Here is a 23,381-nt window from a genome sequence, read left to right as displayed (position 1 = left end):
GGAACGGGTCTTGCGGCTGAACGAATTGCGGCTGAGCGAAGAGCATAGGGAGGTCGTCGGGCAGCTGGTGCGATTTGGCCTGACCGGCGGATTCGTCACCCTGCTCTACGCGATCGTCTATTCCCCGCTCGCCAAATATGATGTCGTGACGCCTCAGATCGCCAATCTCGCCGGTTATTTCGTCGCGATGGTGACGGGCTATGTGCTTCACAGCCGATGGAGCTTCCGCGGCCATGGCACGCGCGACAATGCGGCGCGCACCACCAGCCGCTTCTTCGTCGTCTCGCTGGTCAGCCTCGGCATGAACAGCCTGTTCGTTTTCGTGCTGACCGCGCACAACATGCTCGCGGGGCCATGGTGGTGGCCGCTCGTCCCGATCCTGTTCGTGACCCCGCTCGTCACTTTCTCGCTCAATCGTCTCTGGGTTTTCGGCTGATGGAACGCATCGTCTATGATCGTATGGCGGCGCTCGACACGCGCCACTGGTGGTATCGCGCGCGCCGCGACGTGCTGGCGGCGCTGATCGAGCGCCGGATCGCGCCGCCGCCGGGTGCGCGCATCCTGGAGGTCGGATGCGGCACCGGGCATAATCTGGGCATGCTCGGCGCGTTCGGCGCGGTCGATGCGATCGAGATCGATCCCGTGGCGCGCGGCGTCGCGAGCGAACGGCTCGGCCGCCCGGTCGGCAGCAGCCCGCTCCCCCAGCTCGAGGGAGTGCCCGGCGGCTATGACCTGATTGCCTCGCTCGACGTGGTCGAACATGTCGAAGATGATCGCGCGGCGCTGCGCTCCATGGCCGATCGACTGACGCCGAACGGCCGCCTGCTCATCACCGTGCCGGCGCATCCCTGGATGTGGAGCGCGCATGATGTCGTCAACCATCATCATCGCCGCTATACGCGCGCGTCGCTCACCGCCGCGATCCGCGAGGCCGGGCTCAAGGTCGAGATGATGAGTTCGCTCAACAGCCTGCTCTTCCCGCTCGCCGCCGCCGCGCGCATCGCGGGGCGGATCGGCGGCAAGGAGGACAGCGACGACAAGATGCCTCCCGCGCCGGTCAACAGCCTGTTCGAGCGCATCTTCGCGCTCGAGCGTCACGCGATCGGGCGCGTGCCTTTCCCGCCGGGGGTCTCGCTGGTAGCGATAATCTCCGCCGGGGCGTGACCCAGGCTGGTCTCGCCGCCCACCGGGCCGGCGATGTCGGCGACGATGTAAAGCGGGCGGCGCTTCGATTCGATGTAGAGCCGCCCCAGATATTCGCCGATCATGCCCAGCACGAACATCTGCACCGCGCCCAGCACCACGACGATCAGTGCCAGCGAGGTCCAGCCCTGCACGGCGCTGCCGGTGAAGAAGCCGATCGCGATATAGAGCAGCAGGAAGACCGATGCCGCTACCAGCCACAGCCCGACATGGCTGGCGAAGCGCAGCGGCGCGGTCGAGAAGCCCGTTACGGCATCGAGCGCGAAGGCGATCATCTTCGACAGCGGATATTTGGATTCGCCCGCCAGCCGCTCTGCGCGATCATAGGGAAAGGGGACCTGACGGAAGCCGACCCAGGCAACCATGCCGCGGATGAAGCGCGCCTGTTCGGGCAATGCGAGCAGCGCGTCGAGCGCGCGCCGGCTCATCAGGCGGAAGTCGCCGGTATCGATGGGGATATGCGTGTCGGTCAGCCGCGCGAGCGTGCGGTAGAAGATCGCGGCGGTCGCCTTCTTGAACATCGTCTCGCCGTCGCGCTTGCGGCGCACGGCATAGACGACGTCGGCGTCCTCGCGCTTCATCGTCGCCATCATCTCGCCGAGCAGCTCGGGCGGATCCTGCAGGTCGGCGTCGATGATCAGGATCGATTCGCCATGACACAGGTCGAGACCGGCGGTCAGTGCGAGCTGGTGGCCATGGTTGCGCGACAGGTTGATCGCGACGACATGGCTGTCGGCCGCCGCCAGCGCACGCATCACGTCCCAGCTTCCGTCGCGCGACCCGTCGTTGATCAGCACGATCTCGTGCGCGTCGCCGACCACGGCGGTGGCGGTCGCACTCAGCCGGCGATGAAGTTCGGGCAGGCAGCCCGCTTCATTGTAACAGGGTACGACAATCGAAAGCGCCGGGCGCTGCTGGGTCATTGCTGCAATTTCTGGTCGGGAGAAGCGTGGATCACGCCATAGAGCCGATCGCGGCCGTTGGTCCAGATCAGGTTGAGCCCGCTCATCCATTCGGGCTTGAGCGACGGGGGGTTGAGCAGCCAGACATAGTCGAAGGCATTGTGCGGCAGTCGCGCGAGCGCGATCTCGGCCGTACGCCAATATTCGCGCGAGCATTTGCGCGCGGTGATCAGTTCGGATGGATCGCGGTCGAAGCCGAAGGCATTGGGATAGCGGACGCCCAGCAGCTGGCCGCCGGCCATCGCCCATTGGTCGTTGGAAAAGGCCTCGCGCCTCACCATCGCCATCGCGCCCAGATGCTCGGTGCGATCGCTGAACCAGCGCAGCCCGCATTGATGGCCGACGAAGGTGACGAGCCGCGCGCCCTTGGGCACATGGTCGAGTGCGACAAGCGCCTCGTCATAACGGTTGCTGGCCAGCGCGAGGCTCGTCGTCGTCGCCGCCGTCCGCACGAGCATGAAGCACAGGCCGATCGTCGCCAGCCCGCTCAGGAAGCGCGGCGTCGCGTGATGGCTCGGCCGGATCGCGATCACTGCGATCGCCAGCATGAAGGGGGTCAGCCGCATGTCGGCATAAGCGCTGCCGAACACCACGCGCGGCAGGATGATGAAGACGACGAGCAGGAAGATCGCGCTCGCTGCCAGATTGCGCGAATATTCGAGGCCGCGCTCGGTCCAGGCGTAGATGACGGTGCCGAGGATCATCACGGCGCACAGGATGTCGAACCACTGCCAGCGGTCGCGAAGCGTCATCAGCAGCCAGGTCAGCTTCACGCGGATGTTGAACCAGTCGAACGTCTCGCCGCCGACATGGTCGCCGCTGCGCCACAGCACCATCGCCAGCAGCGGCGGGGCGAGCGACAGGCACTGGATGCCCGCCGGGAAAAGCGCGGCCAGCCAGCGCTTGCCGGCATCATGCTGGCGCACCACCTCGGCCGAAAAGGCCATGACGCCAAGCGCCCCCCAGCCGAATGTGTGCGTCACCCAGATCAGCGCCGAGATCGGCACGAAGATGATCGCGCGCAGCTTCAGCCGCCCCTTGCGCGCCAGCCGCAGCCACAGCGCGAAGGCATTCAGCGCCAGCGCCATCGATAAGGCGAAATTGATGAAGCCGAAGTGGAAGGGGTGTCCGTAGGCGAGGGGCAGGGCGAAGAAGATCGTCGGCGGCACGCGGCCATGCACTTCGCGCGCGATCCAGATCATCCCGCCCACGGTCAGCACCGGGATCGACAGCACGATCAGCTTGACCGCCAGTTCAAGCCCGAAGATCGGCGCCAGCGGTTCGACCAGCAGATCGACGCCGAGATTGCCGATCAGCTGCCACTGGAAGGTGTAGAAGCTCATCAGGCTCGGCGACGCCGCGCCCATCAGCTGGACGCGGTAGCGCCCCATATGGCCGGGCAGGTCGACGAGCGGCGGGATCGAGGGATAGAGCAGCGGGACGGCGGCCAGCAGCACGACCGCGATCAGCAGCCAGCGCGATTGCCACCACCCCGTTTGACTGGATTTTTCAGAGCCCACCGATCGAGCGATATTCGCTGTCAGGCCCGGCTTCAAGGGGCGTGAGAACATGGTTCGATGTGATGAAGCGCAGCCGGCCCGCCCCCGAGCCGGCTGCGTCTATGAGATGATCAGCGGTCGCGGCGACCAAGCAGGCGCAGGCGCAGCGCGTTGAGCTTGATGAAGCCCTCGGCATCGCGCTGGTCATAGGCGCCGGCATCGTCCTCGAAGGTCACGACCTTTTCGGAATAGAGCGAGTAGGGCGACTTGCGCCCGACGACATGGATGCCGCCCTTGTAGAGCTTCAGGCGGACGGTGCCCGTCACTTTCTGCTGGCTGTAGTCGATCGCGGCTTGGAGCATCTCGCGCTCGGGGCTGAACCAGAAACCGTTGTAGATCAGCTCGGCATAGCGCGGGGCCAGCTCGTCCTTCAGGTGCGCCGCGCCGCGATCGAGCGTCAGCTGCTCGATGCCGCGATGCGCGAGATGATAGATGGCGCCGCCCGGCGTCTCGTACATGCCGCGGCTCTTCATGCCGACGAAGCGGTTCTCGACGAGGTCGAGGCGGCCGATGCCGTGCGTCCGGCCGAGATCGTTGAGCCTGGCGAGCAAGGTCGCGGGACTCATCCCCTCGCCGTTCAGCGCGACGCCGTCGCCGCGCTCGAAATCGATGGTGATATATTCGGGCGCGTCGGGCGCATCCTCGGGGTTGTTGGTGCGCGAATAGACATAGTCCGGCACTTCTTCCCACGGATCCTCGAGCACCTTGCCCTCGGACGAGGTGTGGAGGAGGTTCGCGTCGGTCGAGAAGGGGCTTTCGCCGCGCTTGTCCTTGGGAACCGGGATTTGGTGCTGCTCGGCGAAGGCGATCAGTGCGGTACGGCTGGTCAGATCCCATTCGCGCCAGGGCGCGATCACCTTGATGTCGGGCTGCAGCGCATAATAGCCCAGCTCGAAGCGGACCTGATCATTGCCCTTGCCCGTCGCGCCATGGCTGACGGCGTCGGCGTTGACCTGCCTTGCGATCTCGATCTGGCGCTTGGCGATCAGCGGCCGCGCGATCGAGGTGCCGAGCAGGTAAAGGCCTTCGTAAAGCGCATTGCCGCGCATCATCGGGAAGACATAATCGCGCACGAACTCCTCGCGGAGATCGTCGATGAAGATATGCTCGGGCTTCACGCCCATCAGCTCGGCCTTCTTGCGCGCGGGCTCCAACTCCTCGCCCTGGCCGAGGTCGGCGGTGAAGGTCACGACCTCGCAATTATAGGTCTGCTGCAGCCACTTCAGGATCACGCTGGTATCGAGCCCGCCCGAATAGGCGAGCACCACCCGGTTGATCTTATCGGTCATCGTCGGCCTGGTCCTGTGGAACGGAGGGGAGGGAATCGCGCGCCCTATTAGGGGCGTTGGCCCCGCGCGACAACCGCCCCGTCGCGCGTGCGCGGGCGCCGTTCAACGTCGCGACAGCTTGCCCGCGCCAAAGCAACGCCAACGGGGGACGTCGAATCGGTTCGGAGTGGCATGATGAAGCAGACGATCTTCCTTGGTGGCAGCCTTATCTTTGCGCTTGCCGCGCCCGCGATGGCGCAGCCCGGCGGCGGCCGCACGCCTCAGGCTATCGATCGCGCCGTGTTCGAGCAGCGCATCGAGCGCCGCTTCCAGATGGCCGACGCCAATGGCGACGGCTACATCACGCGCGACGAAGCGCAGTCGGCGATGAACGCGATGCAGCGGTTCGGCGGCGGGCGCGGGGGCGGCGGCGACCGCCTTGCTGGCTCGCTCGATCCACAGGCCTTCGACGCGATGGACACCGATCATGACGGCCGCGTCTCGCTCGCCGAGGCGAAAGCCGCCGCGCTCCAGCGCTTCGACGCGATGGACACCAATCACGATGGCGTCCTCTCGCCTGAGGAGCGTCAGGCCGCACGCGGCACCCAGCCGCAGCGTTAATCAGCCTCGTCATTGCGGGCAGGCTAATCCGGCGAAGCAATCCAGAATGATGCCGGGCATCGAACTGGATTGCTTCGGCCTGCAGCCTCGCAATGACAGGCAGGCCCCTAGCGCGGCAGGCGCCGCTCGACTTCGGTCATATAATCGCGGGTGATCGGCAGCGCGTCGCGGCGGCGCGCATATTGCAGCTGATAGACGCACATCTCCGCCGATTCGAAAGCGACGAGCGACCCGGCAAGGTAGAATTGCCACATGCGGAAGAAGCGCTCGTCATAGAGTTTCTCGATCGCGCTCTGGTTCGCGGCGGCGCGATCATACCAGTGCTGGAGCGTATAGGCGTAGTGGAGGCGCAGATTTTCCACGTCCATCGCGATCAGCCGCTCATGTTCGCTCGCTGCCACGATCTCGCTGAGCGACGGGCAGTAGCCGCCGGGGAAGATATATTTGCGCGTCCAGGGGTCGGTCTGCCCGGGCGCGCCGAGCCTGCCGATCGTGTGGAGGAGCATCACCCCGTCGTCGGTCAGCAGCTCGTGCGCCTTGCGGAAGAAGGTGCGGTAGTTGGGCGGGCCGACATGCTCGAACATGCCGACCGAGACGATGCGGTCGAATTTCTCCTCGACGCGGCGATAGTCGCGCAGCTCGAAGCGGACCCGGTCGGCAAGGCCCGCTTCCGCGGCGCGGCGCTGCGCGACCTTCAACTGTTCCTCGCTCAGCGTCACGCCCAGCACCTCGACGCCCTCGACCGCGCGCGCAAGGTAAAGCGCCATGCCGCCCCAGCCGCAGCCGATATCGAGCACGCGATTGCCCGGCTTCAGGTTTAGCTTGGCGGCGATATGGGCTTTCTTGTCGGCCTGCGCCTGTTCGAGGCTGTTCTGCGGATTCGCGAAATAGGCGCAGCTATATTGGCGGTCCGCGTCGAGGAAGAGCTCGTACAGGTCGCTCGACAGGTCGTAATGATGCGCGACGTTGCGCTTCGACCGCCGCTCCCAGTTGATCCGGCCAAGCGCCGCGCCGGCCCGGTCGGCAAGCCGCACGATTGGATTGTCGATGTCGATGGCGCCGCCGCCTTCCCAGGGCGCATTGTGCATGACGAGGCGGAGCAGCGCGAGGATGTCGCCCTTCTCGATCACCATCCGGCCGTCCATGAACGCCTCGCCCGCCGCCAGTTGCGGGTTGCGTGCGATCGCGCCGGAAACCCCCTTGTCGGTGAAGCGGATCGTTACCGGTCCCAGCGCGGGATCGGGCGCGCCGATCGTCTCGACGCTGCCGTCGGCATTGATGATGGTCAGTTCGCCGCGGCGAACGATGCGGGTGAGCAGGCTGGATAGGAGCGACATGCCGATCGCTTATCAAATACCGGCATACCATTCATAGCCCGCAACATCTTCCCAATAGCCGCCACCGCCTTGATAGATGCCGGAAAGATCGGCCACCGCCTCGATCCGCTCGACATATTTGGCGTGCTTGTAGCCCAGCTGGCGTTCGACGCGCAGGCGCAGCGGCGCGCCGTGCGCGACATCCAGCCTCCGGCCGTTCAGCCCCCAGGCGATCATCGTCTGGGGATGGAAGGCGTCGATCAGGTCGATCGATTCATAATAGCGCCGCCCACCGCGCGTGTCGGCGCAGTGGAAGACGAGATATTTGGCGTTCGTCCGCAACCCCGCCGCATCGAGGATGATATGGAGCGGCGTGCCGTGCCACTGGCCGATCGCGCTCCACCCTTCGACGCAATCGTGGCGCGTGATCTGCGCGCGCGCCGGCATCGTGCCGATAGCCGCGAGCGACAGGCTCATCGGGCGCGCCACCAGACCGTCGACCACCAGTCGCCAGTCGGCGAAATTGCTCGCGACATGTGCGGCATAGGCTTCGCCCGCCGGCCGCGTCGTCCCGTTGGCGCGAAAAATGGGGGACATCTGCTCGGGCGTATAGGTCGGGGCCAGCGCGTTGCGGTTCATCACGGCGCGCTGGATCGCCTCGTTGACCTTGTTGGCGCTGAACAATGTCTTCCGGAAAGTTGTATTGTCGGTCAGCTTGTCGCAGCCCGACAATAGCCCCGCTCCGGCGCCGACCAGCACCGTCCGTCGCGTGATCAGGCTCATTGCACCTTCTCCCGCCGCCAGCCGGTGATCATCGATCCGATCTCGCTCACCGGCCCGGCAAGCAGCACCAGCAGCAGGTGGACGGCAATGAACGCGACGATCAGCATCGCGCAGATGAAGTGCACCGATCGCGCCGACTGTCGCCCGCCGAACAGGTCGAGCAGCCAGGGCCATGCCGCGTCCATCGCCGGCGACATGGCCAGCCCGCTGAGGATCAGCGTCGGCAGCAGAAGCAGGGTCACGCCGGCATAGGCGATCTTCTGCAGGGGGTTGAAGGTCTGCCCGCCTTCCGCGTCGAAGCGCAGCCGCAGATGCTGTCTGACGTCATGCCATAAATGGCGCGGGGCAAGCTCGCGCGGGCTCGGCAGCAGGTCGCGCTGGACATGCCGGTTGATCAGGCTGGTCGCGAGGAAGGCGATCAGCCCGAAGACGAGGATCAGGGCGAAGGCGAAATGCCAGCGCCGCCCAAGCGCCAGGCTGTAGCCCGACGGGATCGTGGCCCATGACGGGAAAGCCCAGCGCTGCACATTGCCCGCGCTATCGGTCCACAGCCCCAGCCAGCCCGTCGTGTCGATGCTCAGCGATCCGATGCGCAGGAAGCCGCGATCGGCCATCGATCCGATCTGCAGCCAGGCATGGTCGAAATTCGCGCCAAATTGCCCCCAATAGAGGCGCGGGTGCGCGTTGAAGATCATCAGCCCGCTCATCAGCATGATGAAGACGGTCAGCGCATTCACCCAATGCCAGATCCGCGTGGGCAGGCGGTGCCGATAGATGCGCGCTGGTCTTCCGTCTTGGGTGTCGATCACGCCGCCATCCTTGTCGTCATCGGCTGTGCCTCCATATAGGCGCGCATCGTCCCAAAGGTTACACGAAACCGGCTTCCCCATGCATTTCTACGAACCGGCCAAGGGCCATGGCCTTGCCCATGATCCGCTCAACGCGATCGTCGGCCCGCGCCCGATCGGCTGGATCAGCTCGCTGTCGGATGCAGGCGTGCGCAACCTTGCGCCCTATTCCTTCTTCAACCTGTTCAACTATCGCCCGCCGATCATCGGCTTCGCGTCGACCGGCGCGAAGGACAGCCTCGCGAACATCAGCGATCGCCCCGAATTCGTCTGGAACCTCGTAACGCGCGACTTGGCAGAGCGGATGAATGCAACCGCCGCGCAGTGCGATCCGCACGTCGACGAATTCGCGCTCGCCGGGATAGAGGCGGCGCCGTCGCGCCTCGTCGCCCCCGATCGCGTCGCCGCCAGCCCCGTCCAGTTCGAATGTCGGCACAGCCAGACGTTGCGCCTCACCTCGGCTGCGGGCGATCCGATCGATACCTGGGTGGTGTTCGGCGAGGTCGTCGGCGTCCATATCGACGAGGCGCTGCTCGAAAACGGCGTCTACCAGACGGCGCGCGCGCATCCCGTGCTGCGCGGCGGTGGCCCCGCGGATTATTTCGAGATCGGCGCGGATGCGCTTTTCCGCATGACCCGCCCCGCCTAATTCTCAGGAATAGGCGCGCCAGAAAAAGGCGATCGTCGTCGCGGCTGTCACCAGCAACGTCCACCAGCGGATGGCGCCCGGCGACAGGAGCCGGCCGACGATCGCGCCAAGATAGCCGCCAACCGTCGCGCCGATCAGCATCGGCAGGCACAATGTCCAGGCGACCATCCCCCCGGTGACGAAGACGATCAGTGCCCCGGCATTGGCGATGGCGAGCATCAGCGTGCGCGGCGCGGCCAGCCGGTGTGGCTCGCCATGCGCGAGCAGGCCCCAGGTCGCGGTCATCATCAGCCCCACGCCGCCGCCGAAATAGCCGCCATAGATGCCCAGCATCGCCTGCGCGCCGATCAGCGTGCGCCGGCCGATCGACAGGCGGCGGTGCAGCGCGTGCGAGGCGCGCCGCCCGAAGGCGATGGCCAGCGTCGCGACCAGCAGCAGCCATGGGATGATAAGGTCGAAGGTGCGCGTCGGCGTTGCGACGAGCAGCAGGCTGCCGGCGATCCCGCCGACGAAGGTGATCGCCGACAACGTCCGGATGCTCACGCCGCCCAAAGGCTCGAGCCCGTCGCGATAGGCCCAGGCGCTCATGATCGCGCCGGGCTGGAGCGCGACGTTGCTCGTCGCATTGGCGATGGGCGAGGGCAGTCCCAGCGCGATCAGCGTCGGCATGGTGGCAAAGGTGCCGCCGCCGGCCAGCGCGTTCATCGCGCCGCCGAGCACGCCTGCACCTGCCGCCAGTGCCAGCGCGGCTGGATCAGCCAAGCGCCGCCTGCTTTTCCTCTGCCAGCCGATCGAGCTCGGCGCGGCTCTTCCTCTCGCTCGCCGATTTCAGCTGCCCGCACGCGGCCATGATGTCGCGCCCGCGCGGCGTGCGCACCGGGGCCGAGATGCCCGCCTCGAAGATGATGTCGGAGAAGCGCCGCACGCGATCGGGCTCCGAACATTCATATTCCGCACCGGGCCAGGGGTTGAAGGGGATGAGGTTGACCTTCGCCGGCAGCCGGTACTTGCGGATCAGGCGGACGAGCTCGCGCGCGTCGTCGTCGCCATCATTCTTGTCCTTCAGCATCACATATTCGAAGGTGATGCGCCGCGCATTGTTTGCGCCCGGATAGTCGGCGCAGGCCTGCAGCAGATCCTCGATGCCATATTTGCGGTTGAGCGGGACGATCTCGTCGCGCACCTCCTTGGTCACGGCATGGAGCGACACGGCAAGGTTGACGCCGATCTCGGTCCCGGCGCGTGCCATCATCGGCACCACGCCCGACGTCGACAGCGTGATCCGCCGCCGCGACAGCGCCAGCCCGTCGCCGTCCATGACGATCGACAGCGCATCGCGCACATTGTCGAAATTATAGAGCGGCTCGCCCATCCCCATCATCACGATGTTGGTCAGCAGCCGGCCGTCGGGCTGCGAAGGCCATTCGCCCAGGCTGTCGCGCGCCAGCATCACCTGTCCCACGATCTCGCCGGGGGTCAGGTTGCGGACGAGGCGCATCGTGCCGGTGTGGCAGAAGCGGCAGTTGAGCGTGCAGCCCACCTGGCTCGATACGCACAGGGTTCCCCGGTCGGCGTCGGGGATGAAGACCATCTCATAATCCTGCCCGTCGTCCGACCGCAGCAGCCATTTGCGCGTCCCGTCGGTCGAAACCTGCGCTTCCACGACCTGAGGGCGCCCGACGACGAAGCGCTGCTCCAGCCAGATCCGCATATCCTTGGCGATGTCGGTCATCACCGCAAAATCAGTCGCGCCGCGATTGTAGATCCAGTGCCAGATCTGCTTGGCGCGCAGCTTGGCCTGCCGCACTTCCATCTGCGATTCGAGCAAAGCCTCGCGGATCTGCAGCTTGGTGAGGCCGACAAGGTCGACGCGGCCGTCGGGGCGCGGCGTCGCGACGCGCGGCACGGGGACCGGATCGATATGTCCGGGAATGGGCATGGGAGCGTTCATGATCGCCGCCATTTAAGCGATCGCGGCGGATTTTTCCACAGGCAGGCAATCGAGCGCGCCCAGCGTCGTGCGAAGCGCCTCCACCAGTGGCGTATGCGGCTCGGCGCCGATCGCCGCGACGAGGCTGCGATTGTCGAGCGCGACAGGGTGGCGCCAATAGGCTTCCATCTCGATCATCTCGCGCATCGTCGGGTTGAACGGCGCGATCAGCGGCAGCAGGCGCCAGGGCAGGCGGCGCGTCCTGATGTCCGGAATCCCCGCCGCCGTGCCGATCGCGTCGACCATATCGCGCCCCCCGGCATCCCAATATCCGGCGAAATGAAAGCGCGCGAAGGCCGGCAGCTGCGCTTCGCGGCCGAGCAGCATGGCGAAGGTCGCCGCCACATCGGGCAGATAGGCCCAGGCATGGCCGACGCCCGGCGCGCCGGGATACAGCACGGACTTTACCAGCTGGCCCGGCCGCACCATCCCCTGCGACAGCCAGCTATTGCCCGCGCGCGGCCCGAAATAGTCGCCCGCGCGTACGATCGCCGCGCGCATGCCGCCTTCGCAGGCAGATGCGATCCGGCGCTCCATCTCGACGCGGATCGCGCCTTTGCGCGTTTTCGGCTGCTGCGGCGAATCGGGGGCGGCGACGGGCGTCGCTGCGGGGTCGAAATTATAGATGGTGCCGGGCAGCAGCAGGCGGGCATGCGATGCGCGCGCGGCGGCGATGCTGTTGTCGATCATCGGCAGCACAAGCTGCCCCCAGTCGCGATAGCCCGGCGGGTTGACGGCATGGACGATCGCGTCCGCCCCCGCCGCTGCCGCGATCACGGCAGCGCGATCCATCGCGTCGCCCTGCCGCCAGTCGATGGGCAGCAGATCGGGCCGCGGCGTCCGGGCGAGCGCGCGGACGCGCCAGCCGCCCGCGATCAGCGCACGGGTAATCTCTCCCCCGATGCCACCGGTCGCGCCGAGAATCAGAGCAGTGCGTTCCATCTTCGGTCTCCTTCCCGCCGATCGATAGAGCGCCTCAGGTCTGTATAAAATTGCCGAACATTGTCATTCTGTCTAAAAGAAATCTATGAGCATCGTCGATTGGGAGCAGCAACGCGCTTTCCTCGCCGTCCTGCGCACGGGCAGCCTGTCCGGCGCCGCGCGGCAGTTGGGCATCGCGCAGCCGACGGTGCGCGCGCGGATCGAGGCGCTCGAAGCCGCACTCGGCGTCGCGCTGTTCACGCGATCGCCCGGCGGCCTCGCGCCCACTGATATGGCGGTGGCGCTCGCCCGCCCGGCCGAGGCGATGGCCTATGCGTCGGACGACTTCGTGCGCACTGCCTCCGCTGCAGCCGGCGATCCCGCCGGCATCGTCCGGCTGTCGGCAAGTGAGGTCGTCGCGGTCGAGGTGCTGCCGCCCATCCTCGCACGGCTGCGCGAAGCGGCGCCGGGCATATCGATCACGCTCGCCGCCACCAACCGCAACGAGGATCTGTTGCGGCGCGAGGCCGATATCGCGATTCGCATGGTCCGCCCGACTCAGGCCGGGCTGGTCGCGCGCGGTCTTGGGGCCGTCATGCTCGGCATCCACGCCCACCGCGCCTATCTCGATCGCCATGGCTGGCCGGCCAATCTCGCTGCGTGCGAAGATCATGCGCTCATCGGCGTCGAGACCGACAATCCCATCGTTCACCAGCTCGCCGCACTTGGTTTCCCGGTCGGCCGCTTCGCCTTCCGCACCGACAGCGATCTCGCCGGCCTCGCGGCGATCCGCGCCGGGCTGGGCATCGGCATCTGCCAGGTCGCGCTTGCCGCGCGCGATCCCGGTCTCGTGCGCCTGTTCCCCGACAGCTTCGAGCTGGGCCTCGATAGCTGGGTGGTGATGCATCAGGATCTGCGCGCCGTCGCCCGCATGCGCCTTGTCTTCGATGCGCTGGCCGAAGGGTTGATCGCCTATGTGGCGGAGGGCGTGGCCCCGCGCTGAAGCGCCTCGAGGATCGCCAGCGCTTCCTCTGCATGCGCGCGCGGCACGAAAGCATGGTCGTGATGGAAGGCCGCGACCATGTTGCAGGCGATGCCAGCTTCGGCGAGCGCCGATGCAACTGGGGCGGTCAGCCCCACGCCATCGAGCGCCGAATAGACGTTGAGCGTGATCCGCGCCATCGGCTGGTCGACGGCGAAGCCCAGTCGCCCGGCGTCACCGGTCGTCAGGATCAGGCTGATTCCTTCGGCCTCGCGGAACATGCCCGTCGCCAGCGGCAGCGCTTCGGCCGCCCGTGCGCCGTCCGACGTCGAGCAGAAGGCATAGGTTTCGCCGTCCAGCACTGGCGTCATGCCGGCAACCATCGCCCGGCCGTCGCGGATGATCTCCGGCCCGCTCATCGGCGTGCGCAGCCCAGCGCGGCGGCGTCGATCGCCGTCGCCGCTCCGCGCAGCCGATAGGCGTCGGCGAACGCCCCGCCATTCCTGCCCGTGGCCTCCACGCTCATGCTCGTCGCGCTGCGCATCGCCGCGACGATCTGGGCGTCGGCGCGCGCATCGGGCGCCCAGGCATCGGTTGTTCCCGCGACCAGCTCGAAGCTGCGCTCGCCGATATGCAGTGTCACTCTGGTACCTGGTCGCCGCGCATGGCTCAGCCGGATCGCAAGCTGATTGCGCTGGCCGACCGTCGGCCAGAAGGCGACGCTGGCAAAGGGCTTCCAGTCGCCGTCGCCGCGCCTGACCGGCTGGGCGATGGCGAAACAGCGCGGCGGCTTCGCATCGCGAAACGCGCCCCAGCCTTCGAATACGCCCAGCGAATCGCGCGCACCGGCGGGCGCCGCGACCGCGATCAGCAAAAGCCCCCCGAACAGCTTCACGCTGGCGCTTTCCCCGTCCCCAGATGCACGATCGTCTCGCGCCCATCCTCGATCATCGCAATGCTGCCCTGCGGCAGCCCGCCCGCGACACCTGCCTTCAAAACGGGATCGAACGCCGCGCCGGTCAGCATCCCGCGCAGCACGCGGCTGGTAATGCCGTGGCTGATGATCAGCCGGTCGCCCGGTTCGTCCTTCACGTCGTCCAGCCAGCCCTTCAGCCGCGCGGCGATATCGTCATACCATTCGCCCCCCGGCGCGCGTGCGCTGAACAGCCCGGTCGCGCGGTCGACGATCGATCCATGCTCCGTCATGACGTCATGATAATAGCGCCCGCCCCAATCGCCCATGCCGATTTCCAGCAGCCGGGTGTCGGTCCGCGCGTCGTGCCAGTCGAGCTCAAGATGCTCGGCGATCACCGCCAGCGTCTGCAGCGCCCGCCCTGCGGTCGAGGACCACAGCGTGATTGCGGGCTTCGCGCCCAGCATTTGCCGCAGCGCCGCACCCATCTCGTCGGCCTGCGCGAATCCCGCGCGAGTCAGCGGCGTATGCGGATGTTCGCCCTGCAGCCGGCGGGCGGCGTTGAATACGGTTTCGCCGTGGCGGGCGATGAACAGGCGGCTCGTCGTCGTCATGGCTCGCCTCATCCCGCGATTGTTGCCGCGATGCAACAGGCGAACCTCGTTGTCTGAGGTTCATGCAACGGAACTGTCACATATGCGATTGGCGGCCACCCCGTTGATTCGGGGCGATTACCAAGGAGTACCCCTCAAATGCGTAACATTGTCATTGCCGCCCTCACCGCAACCGCCGTCGCCAGCCCCGCGCTCGCGCAGTCGGATGCCGCGCCCTTCACCGGACCGCGTATCGAGGCGCTCGTCGGCTGGGATCACCCGGTCACGCCGGCAGGCAAGGATGACGGCTTCGCCTATGGCGTCGGTGCCGGCTACGACTTCCAGGTCGGCCGCGCCGTGCTGGGCGGCGAGGTCGAATGGTCGGATTCGACGGCGAAGCAGTGCGCCAACGGCGTCAGCGTCGCCAATGACCGTCTGTGCGTCGGCACGGGCCGTGACCTGTATGTCGGCGGCCGCATCGGCGTCGCCGTCGCGCCGAAGACCCTCATCTACGGCAAGGTCGGCTACACCAACGCCCAGGCGCGCGTGCGCTACGCCGGCGTCGATGGCGGGCCGGACAGCTTCCGTCTGCACGACAATCTCGATGGCGTGCGCGTCGGCGCGGGCGTCGAGCAGAAGCTGACGGGCGGCACCTATCTCAAGGCGGAGTATCGCTACTCCAACTATGAGCAGGGCTATGAGCGCCACCAGATCCTGGGCGGCCTCGGCGTCCGCTTCTGAAACACGGCTTCAAAACTGTGAGAAAAGGGGGTCGGGGCGCTTGCTCCGGCCCCTTTTCTCGTTAATGAAGTTGACCCGGGATCGCGGCCTTGCATTTGGCCCGCCCGGCTCATGCATGAAGGGGCCGGGAGGCTCCGGGGGAAGAAATGAAGGCGACGATCGAACGCGCAACGCTGCTCAAGAGCCTCAGCCACGTCCAGTCGGTGGTCGAGCGGCGCAATACCATTCCGATCCTGTCGAACGTGCTGATCGAGGCGACGGCCGATGGCGCGATTCGCCTGATGGCGACCGACCTCGATCTCCAGATCGTCGAGACGGTGGCGGCGGCGGTCGACCAGCCGGGCGCGACGACGATCTCGGCGCACACATTGTTCGATATCGCGCGCAAGCTGCCAGAGGGTAGCCAGGTCGATCTCCACGCCGCCGACGGCAAGATGCAGATCAACGCCGGCCGCGCGCGCTTCAGCCTCGCCACGCTTCCGCGCGACGATTTCCCGGTGATCGCCGAGGGCGAACTGCCGACGAGGTTCGAACTGCCGGCGGCGACGCTGCGCCAGATCATCGACAGCACGCGCTTCGCCATCTCGACCGAAGAGACGCGCTATTATCTGAACGGCATCTTCCTCCACGTCGCCGACGACGGGCAGCCGGTGCTCAAGGCGGCGGCGACCGACGGACACCGCCTCGCGCGCGTCACCGTGCCGCGTCCCGACGGGGCCGAAGGCATGCCCGATGTGATCATCCCGCGTAAATGCGTGGCCGAGCTTCGCAAGCTGCTCGACGAAGTCGACGGCACGGTCGAAGTCTCGCTGTCGCCGACCAAGATTCGCTTCGGCCTCGGCGCCGCGATCCTCACCTCGAAGCTCATCGACGGCACGTTCCCCGATTATTCGCGCGTCATCCCGACGGGCAATGACAAGCTGCTGAAGCTCGATCCGAAGAGCTTCATGGAAGGCGTCGATCGCGTGGCGACCATCGCCAGCGAAAAGACCCGCGCGGTCAAGATGGCGCTCGATCGCGACAAGATCACGCTTTCGGTCACCTCGCCGGAAAACGGTACGGCGGCTGAGGAAGTACCGGGCGAATATGCCGCCCAGTCGTTCGAGATCGGCTTCAATGCCCGCTATCTGCTCGACATTCTCGGCCAGATCGAAGGCGACGTCGTCGAGGTCCACCTCGCCGACGCCGCCGCGCCGACGCTCATTCGCGAGAATGACAAGTCGGCCGCGCTCTACGTCCTGATGCCGATGCGCGTCTGATCCGGCTGCCATTGCGCAGGCAATGGCGGTCGACCGGCGCTACTCCTTGGCCGGCTTGGCGGCGACCTGCGCCAGCGGGGCCGCCGGCGGCCTGCATCCCCGCGCACGACCGATTCCCTTCAGATAGCCGCGCCGCGTCAGCCCGGCCGACACTGCGATATTATATTGCTGCGATGCCTTGTCCGCCCCGGAGACGTAGCGGACGATGCTGCGGAAGGGGATCAGACTGTTGACCACGGCCTTGCCAACCGCGCCCGCGCCCTGCTCTCGCTTCTGGTCGCGATTGTCGGGCGGCGGCGGCGGCGCGTCGAAATCGTCGCCCAGCGCTTCGTTCAGACCCGCGACCGCAGCGGCGATCGTCGCGCAGGTCCGCGTATCGTCGGGCGAATAGGCGTCGTCCACCGCGCGCGCCAGCACGGGCGGGATATCCTTTCTCTTCAGGTTCACGTCGTCGAGCGGCTGGGTCACGATATCCTCGGCGCGCTGTTCGCCGGTGGGTGGGGCCTGCGGTGGTTGGGCCAGGCTCGCGGTGGCAAGCGTCGTGAGTGCGATGACGGCCGCGGCGCGGCTTGCAGTGCTGAGGATCATGGTTCTGCTCCCTGCTTATCCCCCTGATCTTGGGGTGCGCAGGGGCGATAGGCAATACATCCCATTTGAGCGGTGGCGCAGCTTCGCCTACCAAGCCATCGTGTCGATCGCGCGCCTCGCCCTCTCCGATTTCCGTTCCTATGCCGATGCGCTCGTCACGCCGGGGCCGGGGCTCGTCGTGCTCACCGGCGAAAACGGCGCGGGCAAGACCAATATATTGGAAGCGGTTTCGCTGTTCGCGCCGGGGCGGGGGCTGCGCGGCGCGGCTTTGACGGACATGGCGCGCACCGGCGGCGCCGGCGGCTTCTCGGTCGCGGCAAGGCTGTCGGGCGATGTCGATATCGGCACGGGCGCGCTTGCCGGTGCGCCCGAACGCCGCATCGTCCGCATCAACGGTGCGCAGGCTTCGGCGACGGCGCTCGGCGAATGGCTGTCGATCCTCTGGCTCACCCCGGCGATGGACCGGTTGTTCCTCGAAGGCGCGGGGGGGCGGCGGCGCTTCCTCGATCGTCTTGTCCTCGCGCTGATGCCTGGCCATGCCGCGCATGCCACGCGTTACGACGCGGCGATGCGCGCGCGCAACAAGCTGCTGGCCGAGGATCCACGCCCTGATCCGGCCTGGCTCTCGGCGCTTGAGGCGCGCATGGCTGAGCATGGCTCCGAAATCGCCGAGGCACGCGCGGTCGCCGTCGGCGCGCTGGCGGAGCGGCTGGCGCTTGCCCCCGAAGGCCCCTTCGCGCGTGCAGGCCTTGCCCTGGACGGGTGGGAAACGATTCCCGAGGCGGATTTCGCCACGGCGCTCGCCGCCGGCCGCGCGCGCGATGCGGCGGCGAGGCGCACGCTTGCCGGCCCGCACCGCGCCGACCTCGTCGTCACGCATCTCGGCAAGGGCCAGCCCGCCGATCGCTGCTCGACCGGCGAGCAGAAGGCGCTGCTCCTCGGCATCGTCCTCGCCCATGCCGATCTCGTCGCCGAACGTATCGGTCGCCGCCCGATCCTGCTGCTCGACGAAGTTGCCGCGCATCTCGATCCCAGCCGACGCGCCGCGCTCTTCGCGCGCCTCGCCGGCGGCGGCGGTCAGGTGTGGATGACGGGCACCGAACCGTCGCTCTTCGCCGGCATCGGCCACGCGACGATGCTCGGCGTCGAGAATGGCAGGGTCGCCTAGGTCAGCCCGTCGGCCCGGAGCTTCAGCCCGGCCGTGAACAGCGGTGTCTGCGCGGTCTGAAACGCCCCCGGGGTGATCCCGAAGAAACGCCGAAACTCGCGGTTGAGGTGCGACTGGTCGAAATAGCGCAAGGCCGCCAGATCCTCGGCGGTGAAGTCGCTGAACCCGCGCATCGCCGTCGCCATGTCGAGGAAGCGGCTGCGGCGCAGCACCGACTTGGGCGTGTGGCCGAAGGCGGCACGGCACTGGCGCTCCATCTGCCGCACCGAAAGGCCCAGTTCCTCGGCCGCATCGTGGACACGGATCGTGCTGTCGTGGCGCGCTATGTCCTCGAAACGGCGCATCTGCGCGTCGGGGGCATGTTCGCTCGCGGCGATCCGGCGGAGCAGCACCGCCTCGGTCCCCGCGACGATCGCTTCGTCGTCGCCGCCGTCGAGCACGGCCTGATGGAAATCGCCGGCGTCGCGCTTGCCCCACGCGTCGGACAGCGGAACCATCCGGTCGGCATAGTCGCAGGCGGAACAGCCGAACAGCGCGCGCCACCCGCTCGGGCGGATCGCGACTCCGGTCACCGTGAACGGCCCCTTCACGCGCACGCGCAGCGGCTTGCCGTTCGATCCGAACAGCGGCACCGGCCCTGCCGTCCCCCAATTGTCGGGCGTGGTTTCTGCCTGCCAGTCGCCGCGGATCAGCACGCGGATGAACGAGGTCTCCGAAACCAGCTTGTCGATCAGCACGAAATCGGGGGGCAGTTCGGCCTGAAATACATAGTGCCGCCGAATATAAGGCGCGAGCGCATCCGATGGCGGATAGTTACGCGACAGCAGCACGGGTGGAACGCCCCTCGACCCTGTTATGGATCGACAGTGGACCCGCCATGGCGTCAATGCAAGAAAATGTAAGGCGCGCCCGCCGTGCCGAATTCGGATGACGCGCGTTAGTTTTCGAGTCCGATCTGCCAGAGGAGGAACGCCATTTCCTCTGCTTCCTCGCGCAGCGATTCGAACCGGCCGGACTTGCCGCCATGTCCTGCACCCATGTTGGTCTTGAGCAGCAGGATATTGTCGCCGGTCTTGGTCGCGCGCAGCTTGGCTGCCCACTTGGCCGGCTCCCAATAAGTCACGCGCGGATCGTTCAGCCCCCCCGAAATCAGCATCGGCGGATAGGTCTGCGCCGTCACATTGTCATAGGGACTATAGCTGAGGATCAGGCGAAAAGCCTTTTCGTCGGTGATCGGATTGCCCCATTCGGGCCATTCGCCGGGGGTCAGCGGCAGCGTCTCGTCGAGCATCGTGTCGAGCACGTCGACGAAGGGCACGTCGGCGATCACCGCGCCGTACAGCTCGGGCGCCTGATTGACGATCGCGCCCATCAGCTCGCCGCCCGCCGATCGCCCCGCCGCCGTCACGCGGCCTTCGGCGGCATAGCCCAGCGCGATCAGCCCCCTGGTCACGTCGACGAAGTCGTTGAACGTGTTGGTCCGCTTCTCCAGCTTGCCGTCCAGATACCAGCGATAGCCCAGATCGTCGCCGCCCCGGATATGCGCGATCGCATAGGCCATGCCGCGATCGAGCAGCGACAGCCGCGCGGTCGAGAATCCCGGTGCGATCGCATAGCCATAGGCGCCATAGGCATAGAGGTGGAGCGCACCCTTGCCGTCCTTCGCGAAATCCTTCGCATAGACGATCGATACGGGGATCGCTGTGCCGTCGCGCGCCACGATCTCCAGCCGCTCGGTGGCGTAGCGGTCGCGGTCGTAGCCCGATGGGATTTCCTGCACCTTCAGCACGGTCATCGCCGCCGTATCGACGTCATAGTCGACGACGGTGTCCGGCGTGACCATCGATTCATAGGACAGGCGCAGCACGCGCGTCGCATATTCGGGATTCTCGTCGAGCCCCGCGACATAGCTCGCTTCGGGAAAGTCGATCCGCTTCGCCGCATGGGTGGCATAGTCGCGCAGTTCGATCTGGTCGAGCCCGCGGTCGCGCCCTTCGGTCACGTAGAAATCGGCAAAGCAGCTGACGTCGGTCAGGTAGAAATCCTCCGACGGCGCGATCGCCTCGCGCCAGTCGCCGGGCGAGGCGATCGTGGCGGTGACGAGGCGGAAATTGGGATGCGTGTCGTTGGTGCGGATCAGCAGATCGTCGCCGTGGATGTCGACGTCATATTCGCGCCCGGTCTGCCGCGCCGCAATCAGGATCGGCTCGGCAAAAGGATCGTCGGCCGGGATCAGCCGCGTCTCGCTCGTCATATGCTCGCTTGCGGTCAGCAGCAGCCATTTGCGGTCGCCCGACAGGCTGATACCCACCGAATAGCCGATATCCTCCTCATGATAGATCACCCGGTCCTCGGAGGAAGGCGTGCCCAGCCTGTGCACCTTGATCGTGCGCGTCCGCCAATGCTCGTCGACCAGTCCGTAGAGCAGGTGCAGATTGTCGGCGGCGAAGACGATGTTGCCCAGCGTCCCCTCGATGCTGTCCTCGCCCCATCTGCCGCGCGCGCCTTCGATCGCGTCGTCGATCGGCGCGCCGGTCTGCAGGTCGCGGAAGCGGATGGTGAAGCGCTCTGATCCGTCGCTGTCGGTCGAATAGGCAAGGATGCGGTCGTCGTCGGAAATATCCATCGCGCCGAGGCGGAAATACTCCTTGCCCTCGGCCAGCGCGGTCTCGTCGAGGATCAGCTCGTCGGACCCGCCCGCCGCCGGCCTGCGCCACCATTTGCGATATTGCGCGCCCTTGTCGAACGATCGCCAGTAGACGAACGCTCCGTCCTTCGCGGGGACGGAGCTGTCATCCTCCTTGATGCGCCCCTTCATCTCGGCGAACAGCGCGTCGACGGTGCCCTGATGCGGGGCCATCCTGCTTTCGAAATAGGCGTTCTCGGCTTCGAGATAGCCGAGGATCTCCTCGTCCTTCACCTCGGGATAGCCGGGATCGCGCAGCCAGTGATACGGGTCTTCGCGCGTCACGCCGAAACGGGTCGAGACATGCGGCTTGCGCGCCGCGACGGGAGGCTTGGGATCGGTCATGCCGCTGATCTAGTGGTTCTCGCTCTCAATGCAAAAGCGGAGATTGGATGCGGCCGCCGCCGGGCCTATGCTGGGGTCAAGAAGGAGATTCCCCATGTCCACCTACGAAGCGCGGCTGCAGGCGCTGCGCGATCAGCTGAAGCGCGATCGGCTCGACGGTTTCGTCGTGCCGCTGACCGACGAGCATATGAGCGAATATGTCGGCAGCTACGCCCAGCGCCTCGGCTGGCTCACCGGCTTTCAGGGGTCGGCCGGCTCGGCGGTGGTCCTGCCTGAGGAAGCCGCGATCTTCATCGACGGCCGCTACACGCTGCAGGTGCGCGAACAGGTCGACGCGAAACATTGGCAATATGTCTCGGTGCCGCAGACGAGCATCGCCGACTGGCTGGCGGGGCACGCGGCAGAGGGCGCGCGGATCGGCTATGATCCATGGCTCCACACCCGTGCCTGGGTACGGCAGGCGGGCGAGGCGCTGAAGGCCAAGGGCGCGACGCTGGTCGCCGTCGACACCAATCCCGTCGACGCGATCTGGCCTGACCGGCCCGAGCCGTCCAAGGCGCGGCTGGTGCCTTATGACGATGTCTATGCCGGCAAATCCTCGGCCGAGAAGCGCGCCGACATCGCCGACTGGCTGCACGAGAAGGGCGCCGACGCCGTCGTGCTCTCTGCGCTCGATTCGATCGCATGGGCGCTCAACGTCCGCGGCCGCGACGTGGAGCACACGCCCGTCGCGCTCGCCTATACGGTGGTCAACGCCGATGCCACGGCCGATCTGTTCGTCGCGCCCGAGAAGATGGGCGACGATGTGCTCAAGCATCTGGGCAATGCCGTGCGCGTGCATGATCGCGCCGCCTTCGCGGGCAGCCTCGGCGCCTTCGCCGGCAAGCGCGTCGTCGTCGATCCGGCCTTCGCGGTCTCGGCGATCTTCGACAAGCTCGAACAGGGCGGGGCTGCCGTGATCGCGACGCGCGATCCGACGATCATCGCCAAGGCGATCAAGAACCCGGTCGAAAGCGCCGGCCATCGCGCCGCGCAGGCGCGCGACGGCGCCGCGCTCAGCCGGTTCCTGCGCTGGCTGTCGATCGAGGCGCCCAAGGGCGGCCAGACCGAATTGTCGGTGTCGGACAAGCTGGCGCAGTTCCGCGAGGCGACGGGCGCGCTCGTCGACCAGAGCTTCTCGACCATTTCGGCCGCTGGCCCGCATGCGGCGATCCCGCATTACCACTCGACTCCCGAATCGAACCTCCCGCTCGAAATGGATCGCATCTTCCTCGTCGATTCGGGCGGCCAGTATCTCGACGGCACCACCGACGTGACACGCACCGTCATCGTCGGCACGCCTACCGCCGAGATGCGCGATCGCTTCACCCGCGTGCTCAAGGGGCATATCGCGCTCGCCGCCGCCACCTTCCCGCCGGGCACGACGGGGGGGCAGCTCGATATACTCGCGCGCCAATATCTGTGGGCGGCGGGGCTCGACTATGCGCATGGCACCGGCCACGGCGTCGGCGCCTATCTGTCGGTCCACGAAGGGCCCCAGCGCATCGCCGCGCCCAGCTATCCGGGCGGCGGCCCGTCGGAACCGCTGCGCGCCGGCATGCTGCTGTCGAACGAGCCGGGCTATTACAAGGCGGGCGACTACGGCATCCGCATCGAGAATCTGGTGCAGGTCGTCGAGAAGGCGATTCCCGGCGGCGAGCTGCCGATGCTCGGCTTCGACACGCTCACCTTCGCGCCGATCGATCGCCGCCTGATCGAACCCGCGCTGCTCAGCGTCGATGAACGCGTCTGGCTCGACGCCTATCATGCCAGGGTGGTCGAGATCGTCGGCCCGCAGCTCGATGGCGAGGACCGCGCCTGGCTCGAATCGGAGTGCGCGCCGATCTGAGGCGTGTGCAATCGGCGGCACCGGCCCGCTCCCCCACCCAGCCTCCCATCCAGGATACACTCTGTGGGAGGCCGGGTGGGGGAGCGGGCCGGTGCCGC

General features: G+C 66.8%; 24 protein-coding genes. 9 read left to right on the top strand and 15 right to left on the bottom strand.

The features are described from left to right. The first annotated feature begins 10 nt into the window (after positions 1-10). On the top strand, positions 11-436 hold the full coding sequence (locus AC3WT0_RS06075) for a GtrA family protein (protein ID WP_492752236.1): 426 nt from the start codon (positions 11-13) through the stop codon (positions 434-436). Then, positions 436-1,164 (top strand): class I SAM-dependent methyltransferase, encoded by a 729-nt coding sequence (locus AC3WT0_RS06070; protein ID WP_492752235.1) that lies wholly within the window; start codon positions 436-438, stop codon positions 1,162-1,164. The genes AC3WT0_RS06075 and AC3WT0_RS06070 overlap by 1 nt, the downstream gene beginning before the upstream one ends. On the opposite strand, the gene AC3WT0_RS06065 is transcribed toward AC3WT0_RS06070, so the two are convergent. The 3 genes from AC3WT0_RS06065 to AC3WT0_RS06055 all read right to left on the bottom strand — a co-directional run bounded on the left by AC3WT0_RS06065 (position 1,095) and on the right by AC3WT0_RS06055 (position 5,013). Then, positions 1,095-2,126: a glycosyltransferase family 2 protein gene (locus tag AC3WT0_RS06065; protein WP_492752234.1), complete on the bottom strand. Its 1,032-nt coding sequence runs from the start codon at positions 2,124-2,126 to the stop codon at positions 1,095-1,097. The genes AC3WT0_RS06070 and AC3WT0_RS06065 overlap by 70 nt on opposite strands. Further along, positions 2,123-3,685, bottom strand: a complete 1,563-nt coding sequence (locus AC3WT0_RS06060) for a hypothetical protein (protein WP_492752233.1) — start codon at positions 3,683-3,685, stop codon at positions 2,123-2,125. The genes AC3WT0_RS06065 and AC3WT0_RS06060 overlap by 4 nt, the downstream gene beginning before the upstream one ends. A 110-nt stretch (positions 3,686-3,795) precedes the next feature. After that, positions 3,796-5,013 carry an argininosuccinate synthase gene (locus AC3WT0_RS06055; protein WP_492752232.1) on the bottom strand — a complete coding sequence of 406 codons (1,218 nt, stop codon included), beginning with the start codon at positions 5,011-5,013 and terminating at the stop codon, positions 3,796-3,798. A gap of 174 nt (positions 5,014-5,187) precedes the next feature. On the opposite strand from AC3WT0_RS06055, the gene AC3WT0_RS06050 reads away from it, so the two are divergent. After that, on the top strand, positions 5,188-5,613 hold the full coding sequence (locus AC3WT0_RS06050; protein WP_492752231.1) for an EF-hand domain-containing protein: 426 nt from the start codon (positions 5,188-5,190) through the stop codon (positions 5,611-5,613). 107 nt (positions 5,614-5,720) lie between these two features. Here the strand turns inward: AC3WT0_RS06050 and AC3WT0_RS06045 are convergent, their stop codons facing one another. From AC3WT0_RS06045 to AC3WT0_RS06035, 3 genes are read right to left on the bottom strand one after another with little or no spacing between them, the layout of a single operon-like run. Continuing rightward, complete coding sequence (locus AC3WT0_RS06045; protein WP_492752229.1) at positions 5,721-6,950, bottom strand: class I SAM-dependent methyltransferase; 1,230 nt, start codon at positions 6,948-6,950, stop codon at positions 5,721-5,723. 12 nt (positions 6,951-6,962) lie between these two features. After that, complete coding sequence (locus AC3WT0_RS06040; RefSeq protein ID WP_492752228.1) at positions 6,963-7,712, bottom strand: molybdopterin-dependent oxidoreductase; 750 nt, start codon at positions 7,710-7,712, stop codon at positions 6,963-6,965. Then, on the bottom strand, positions 7,709-8,521 hold the full coding sequence (locus AC3WT0_RS06035; RefSeq protein ID WP_492752227.1) for a cytochrome b/b6 domain-containing protein: 813 nt from the start codon (positions 8,519-8,521) through the stop codon (positions 7,709-7,711). The genes AC3WT0_RS06040 and AC3WT0_RS06035 overlap by 4 nt, the downstream gene beginning before the upstream one ends. Positions 8,522-8,600: 79 nt before the next feature. On the opposite strand from AC3WT0_RS06035, the gene AC3WT0_RS06030 reads away from it, so the two are divergent. Beyond that, complete coding sequence (locus AC3WT0_RS06030; protein WP_492752226.1) at positions 8,601-9,209, top strand: flavin reductase family protein; 609 nt, start codon at positions 8,601-8,603, stop codon at positions 9,207-9,209. Between the two features lie 3 nt (positions 9,210-9,212). Here the strand turns inward: AC3WT0_RS06030 and AC3WT0_RS06025 are convergent, their stop codons facing one another. From AC3WT0_RS06025 to AC3WT0_RS06015, 3 genes are read right to left on the bottom strand one after another with little or no spacing between them, the layout of a single operon-like run. After that, positions 9,213-9,971, bottom strand: a complete 759-nt coding sequence (locus tag AC3WT0_RS06025; protein ID WP_492752225.1) for a sulfite exporter TauE/SafE family protein — start codon at positions 9,969-9,971, stop codon at positions 9,213-9,215. Further along, positions 9,964-11,160, bottom strand: a complete 1,197-nt coding sequence (rlmN, locus tag AC3WT0_RS06020) for a dual-specificity RNA methyltransferase RlmN (protein WP_492752223.1) — start codon at positions 11,158-11,160, stop codon at positions 9,964-9,966. Before rlmN ends, AC3WT0_RS06025 begins: the two co-directional genes overlap by 8 nt. A gap of 12 nt (positions 11,161-11,172) precedes the next feature. Next, complete coding sequence (locus AC3WT0_RS06015; RefSeq protein WP_492752222.1) at positions 11,173-12,141, bottom strand: NAD-dependent epimerase/dehydratase family protein; 969 nt, start codon at positions 12,139-12,141, stop codon at positions 11,173-11,175. A gap of 85 nt (positions 12,142-12,226) precedes the next feature. On the opposite strand from AC3WT0_RS06015, the gene AC3WT0_RS06010 reads away from it, so the two are divergent. Further along, complete coding sequence (locus tag AC3WT0_RS06010) at positions 12,227-13,123, top strand: LysR family transcriptional regulator (protein WP_492752221.1); 897 nt, start codon at positions 12,227-12,229, stop codon at positions 13,121-13,123. Here AC3WT0_RS06010 and AC3WT0_RS06005 read toward each other — a convergent pair. The 3 genes from AC3WT0_RS06005 to AC3WT0_RS05995 are packed head-to-tail and all read right to left on the bottom strand — an operon-like array spanning position 13,093 to position 14,629. Beyond that, a complete protein-coding gene (locus tag AC3WT0_RS06005; RefSeq protein ID WP_492752219.1) occupies positions 13,093-13,521 on the bottom strand; it encodes an ACT domain-containing protein in 429 nt (142 codons plus the stop codon). The two genes, AC3WT0_RS06010 and AC3WT0_RS06005, sit on opposite strands and share 31 nt — an antisense overlap. Beyond that, a complete protein-coding gene (locus AC3WT0_RS06000; protein WP_492752218.1) occupies positions 13,518-13,997 on the bottom strand; it encodes a hypothetical protein in 480 nt (159 codons plus the stop codon). The genes AC3WT0_RS06005 and AC3WT0_RS06000 overlap by 4 nt, the downstream gene beginning before the upstream one ends. After that, the gene (locus AC3WT0_RS05995; RefSeq protein WP_492752217.1) at positions 13,994-14,629 is read right to left on the bottom strand and encodes a histidine phosphatase family protein; all 636 of its coding nucleotides are present in this window, start codon (positions 14,627-14,629) and stop codon (positions 13,994-13,996) included. Before AC3WT0_RS05995 ends, AC3WT0_RS06000 begins: the two co-directional genes overlap by 4 nt. A 138-nt stretch (positions 14,630-14,767) precedes the next feature. Between AC3WT0_RS05995 and AC3WT0_RS05990 the strand changes: the two genes are divergently transcribed. Both AC3WT0_RS05990 and dnaN read left to right on the top strand, forming a co-directional pair. Further along, positions 14,768-15,349 carry an outer membrane protein gene (locus AC3WT0_RS05990; RefSeq protein ID WP_492752215.1) on the top strand — a complete coding sequence of 194 codons (582 nt, stop codon included), beginning with the start codon at positions 14,768-14,770 and terminating at the stop codon, positions 15,347-15,349. A 146-nt stretch (positions 15,350-15,495) separates the two neighbouring features. Next, complete coding sequence (dnaN, locus tag AC3WT0_RS05985) at positions 15,496-16,608, top strand: DNA polymerase III subunit beta (protein WP_492752214.1); 1,113 nt, start codon at positions 15,496-15,498, stop codon at positions 16,606-16,608. A gap of 39 nt (positions 16,609-16,647) precedes the next feature. Here the strand turns inward: dnaN and AC3WT0_RS05980 are convergent, their stop codons facing one another. Then, the gene (locus AC3WT0_RS05980) at positions 16,648-17,196 is read right to left on the bottom strand and encodes a hypothetical protein (protein ID WP_492752213.1); all 549 of its coding nucleotides are present in this window, start codon (positions 17,194-17,196) and stop codon (positions 16,648-16,650) included. A 100-nt stretch (positions 17,197-17,296) separates the two neighbouring features. On the opposite strand from AC3WT0_RS05980, the gene recF reads away from it, so the two are divergent. Next, positions 17,297-18,364: a DNA replication/repair protein RecF gene (gene recF / locus AC3WT0_RS05975; protein WP_492752211.1), complete on the top strand. Its 1,068-nt coding sequence runs from the start codon at positions 17,297-17,299 to the stop codon at positions 18,362-18,364. Here the strand turns inward: recF and AC3WT0_RS05970 are convergent. Next, complete coding sequence (locus tag AC3WT0_RS05970) at positions 18,361-19,194, bottom strand: helix-turn-helix domain-containing protein (RefSeq protein ID WP_492752210.1); 834 nt, start codon at positions 19,192-19,194, stop codon at positions 18,361-18,363. The two genes, recF and AC3WT0_RS05970, sit on opposite strands and share 4 nt — an antisense overlap. Positions 19,195-19,301: 107 nt before the next feature. Then, positions 19,302-21,395 (bottom strand): S9 family peptidase, encoded by a 2,094-nt coding sequence (locus AC3WT0_RS05965; protein WP_492752208.1) that lies wholly within the window; start codon positions 21,393-21,395, stop codon positions 19,302-19,304. 94 nt (positions 21,396-21,489) lie between these two features. Between AC3WT0_RS05965 and AC3WT0_RS05960 the strand changes: the two genes are divergently transcribed. Beyond that, entirely contained in the window at positions 21,490-23,283 is a 1,794-nt protein-coding gene (locus AC3WT0_RS05960; RefSeq protein WP_492752207.1) for an aminopeptidase P family protein, read from the top strand. The last annotated feature ends 98 nt before the right edge of the window (positions 23,284-23,381 follow it).

The sequence above is a fragment of the Sphingomonas sp. EU05-FHT14C10 genome, assembly GCF_058790595.1.
Note: the sequence above shows the minus strand (reverse complement) of the source record. Positions and strands in the feature narration are given on the sequence as shown.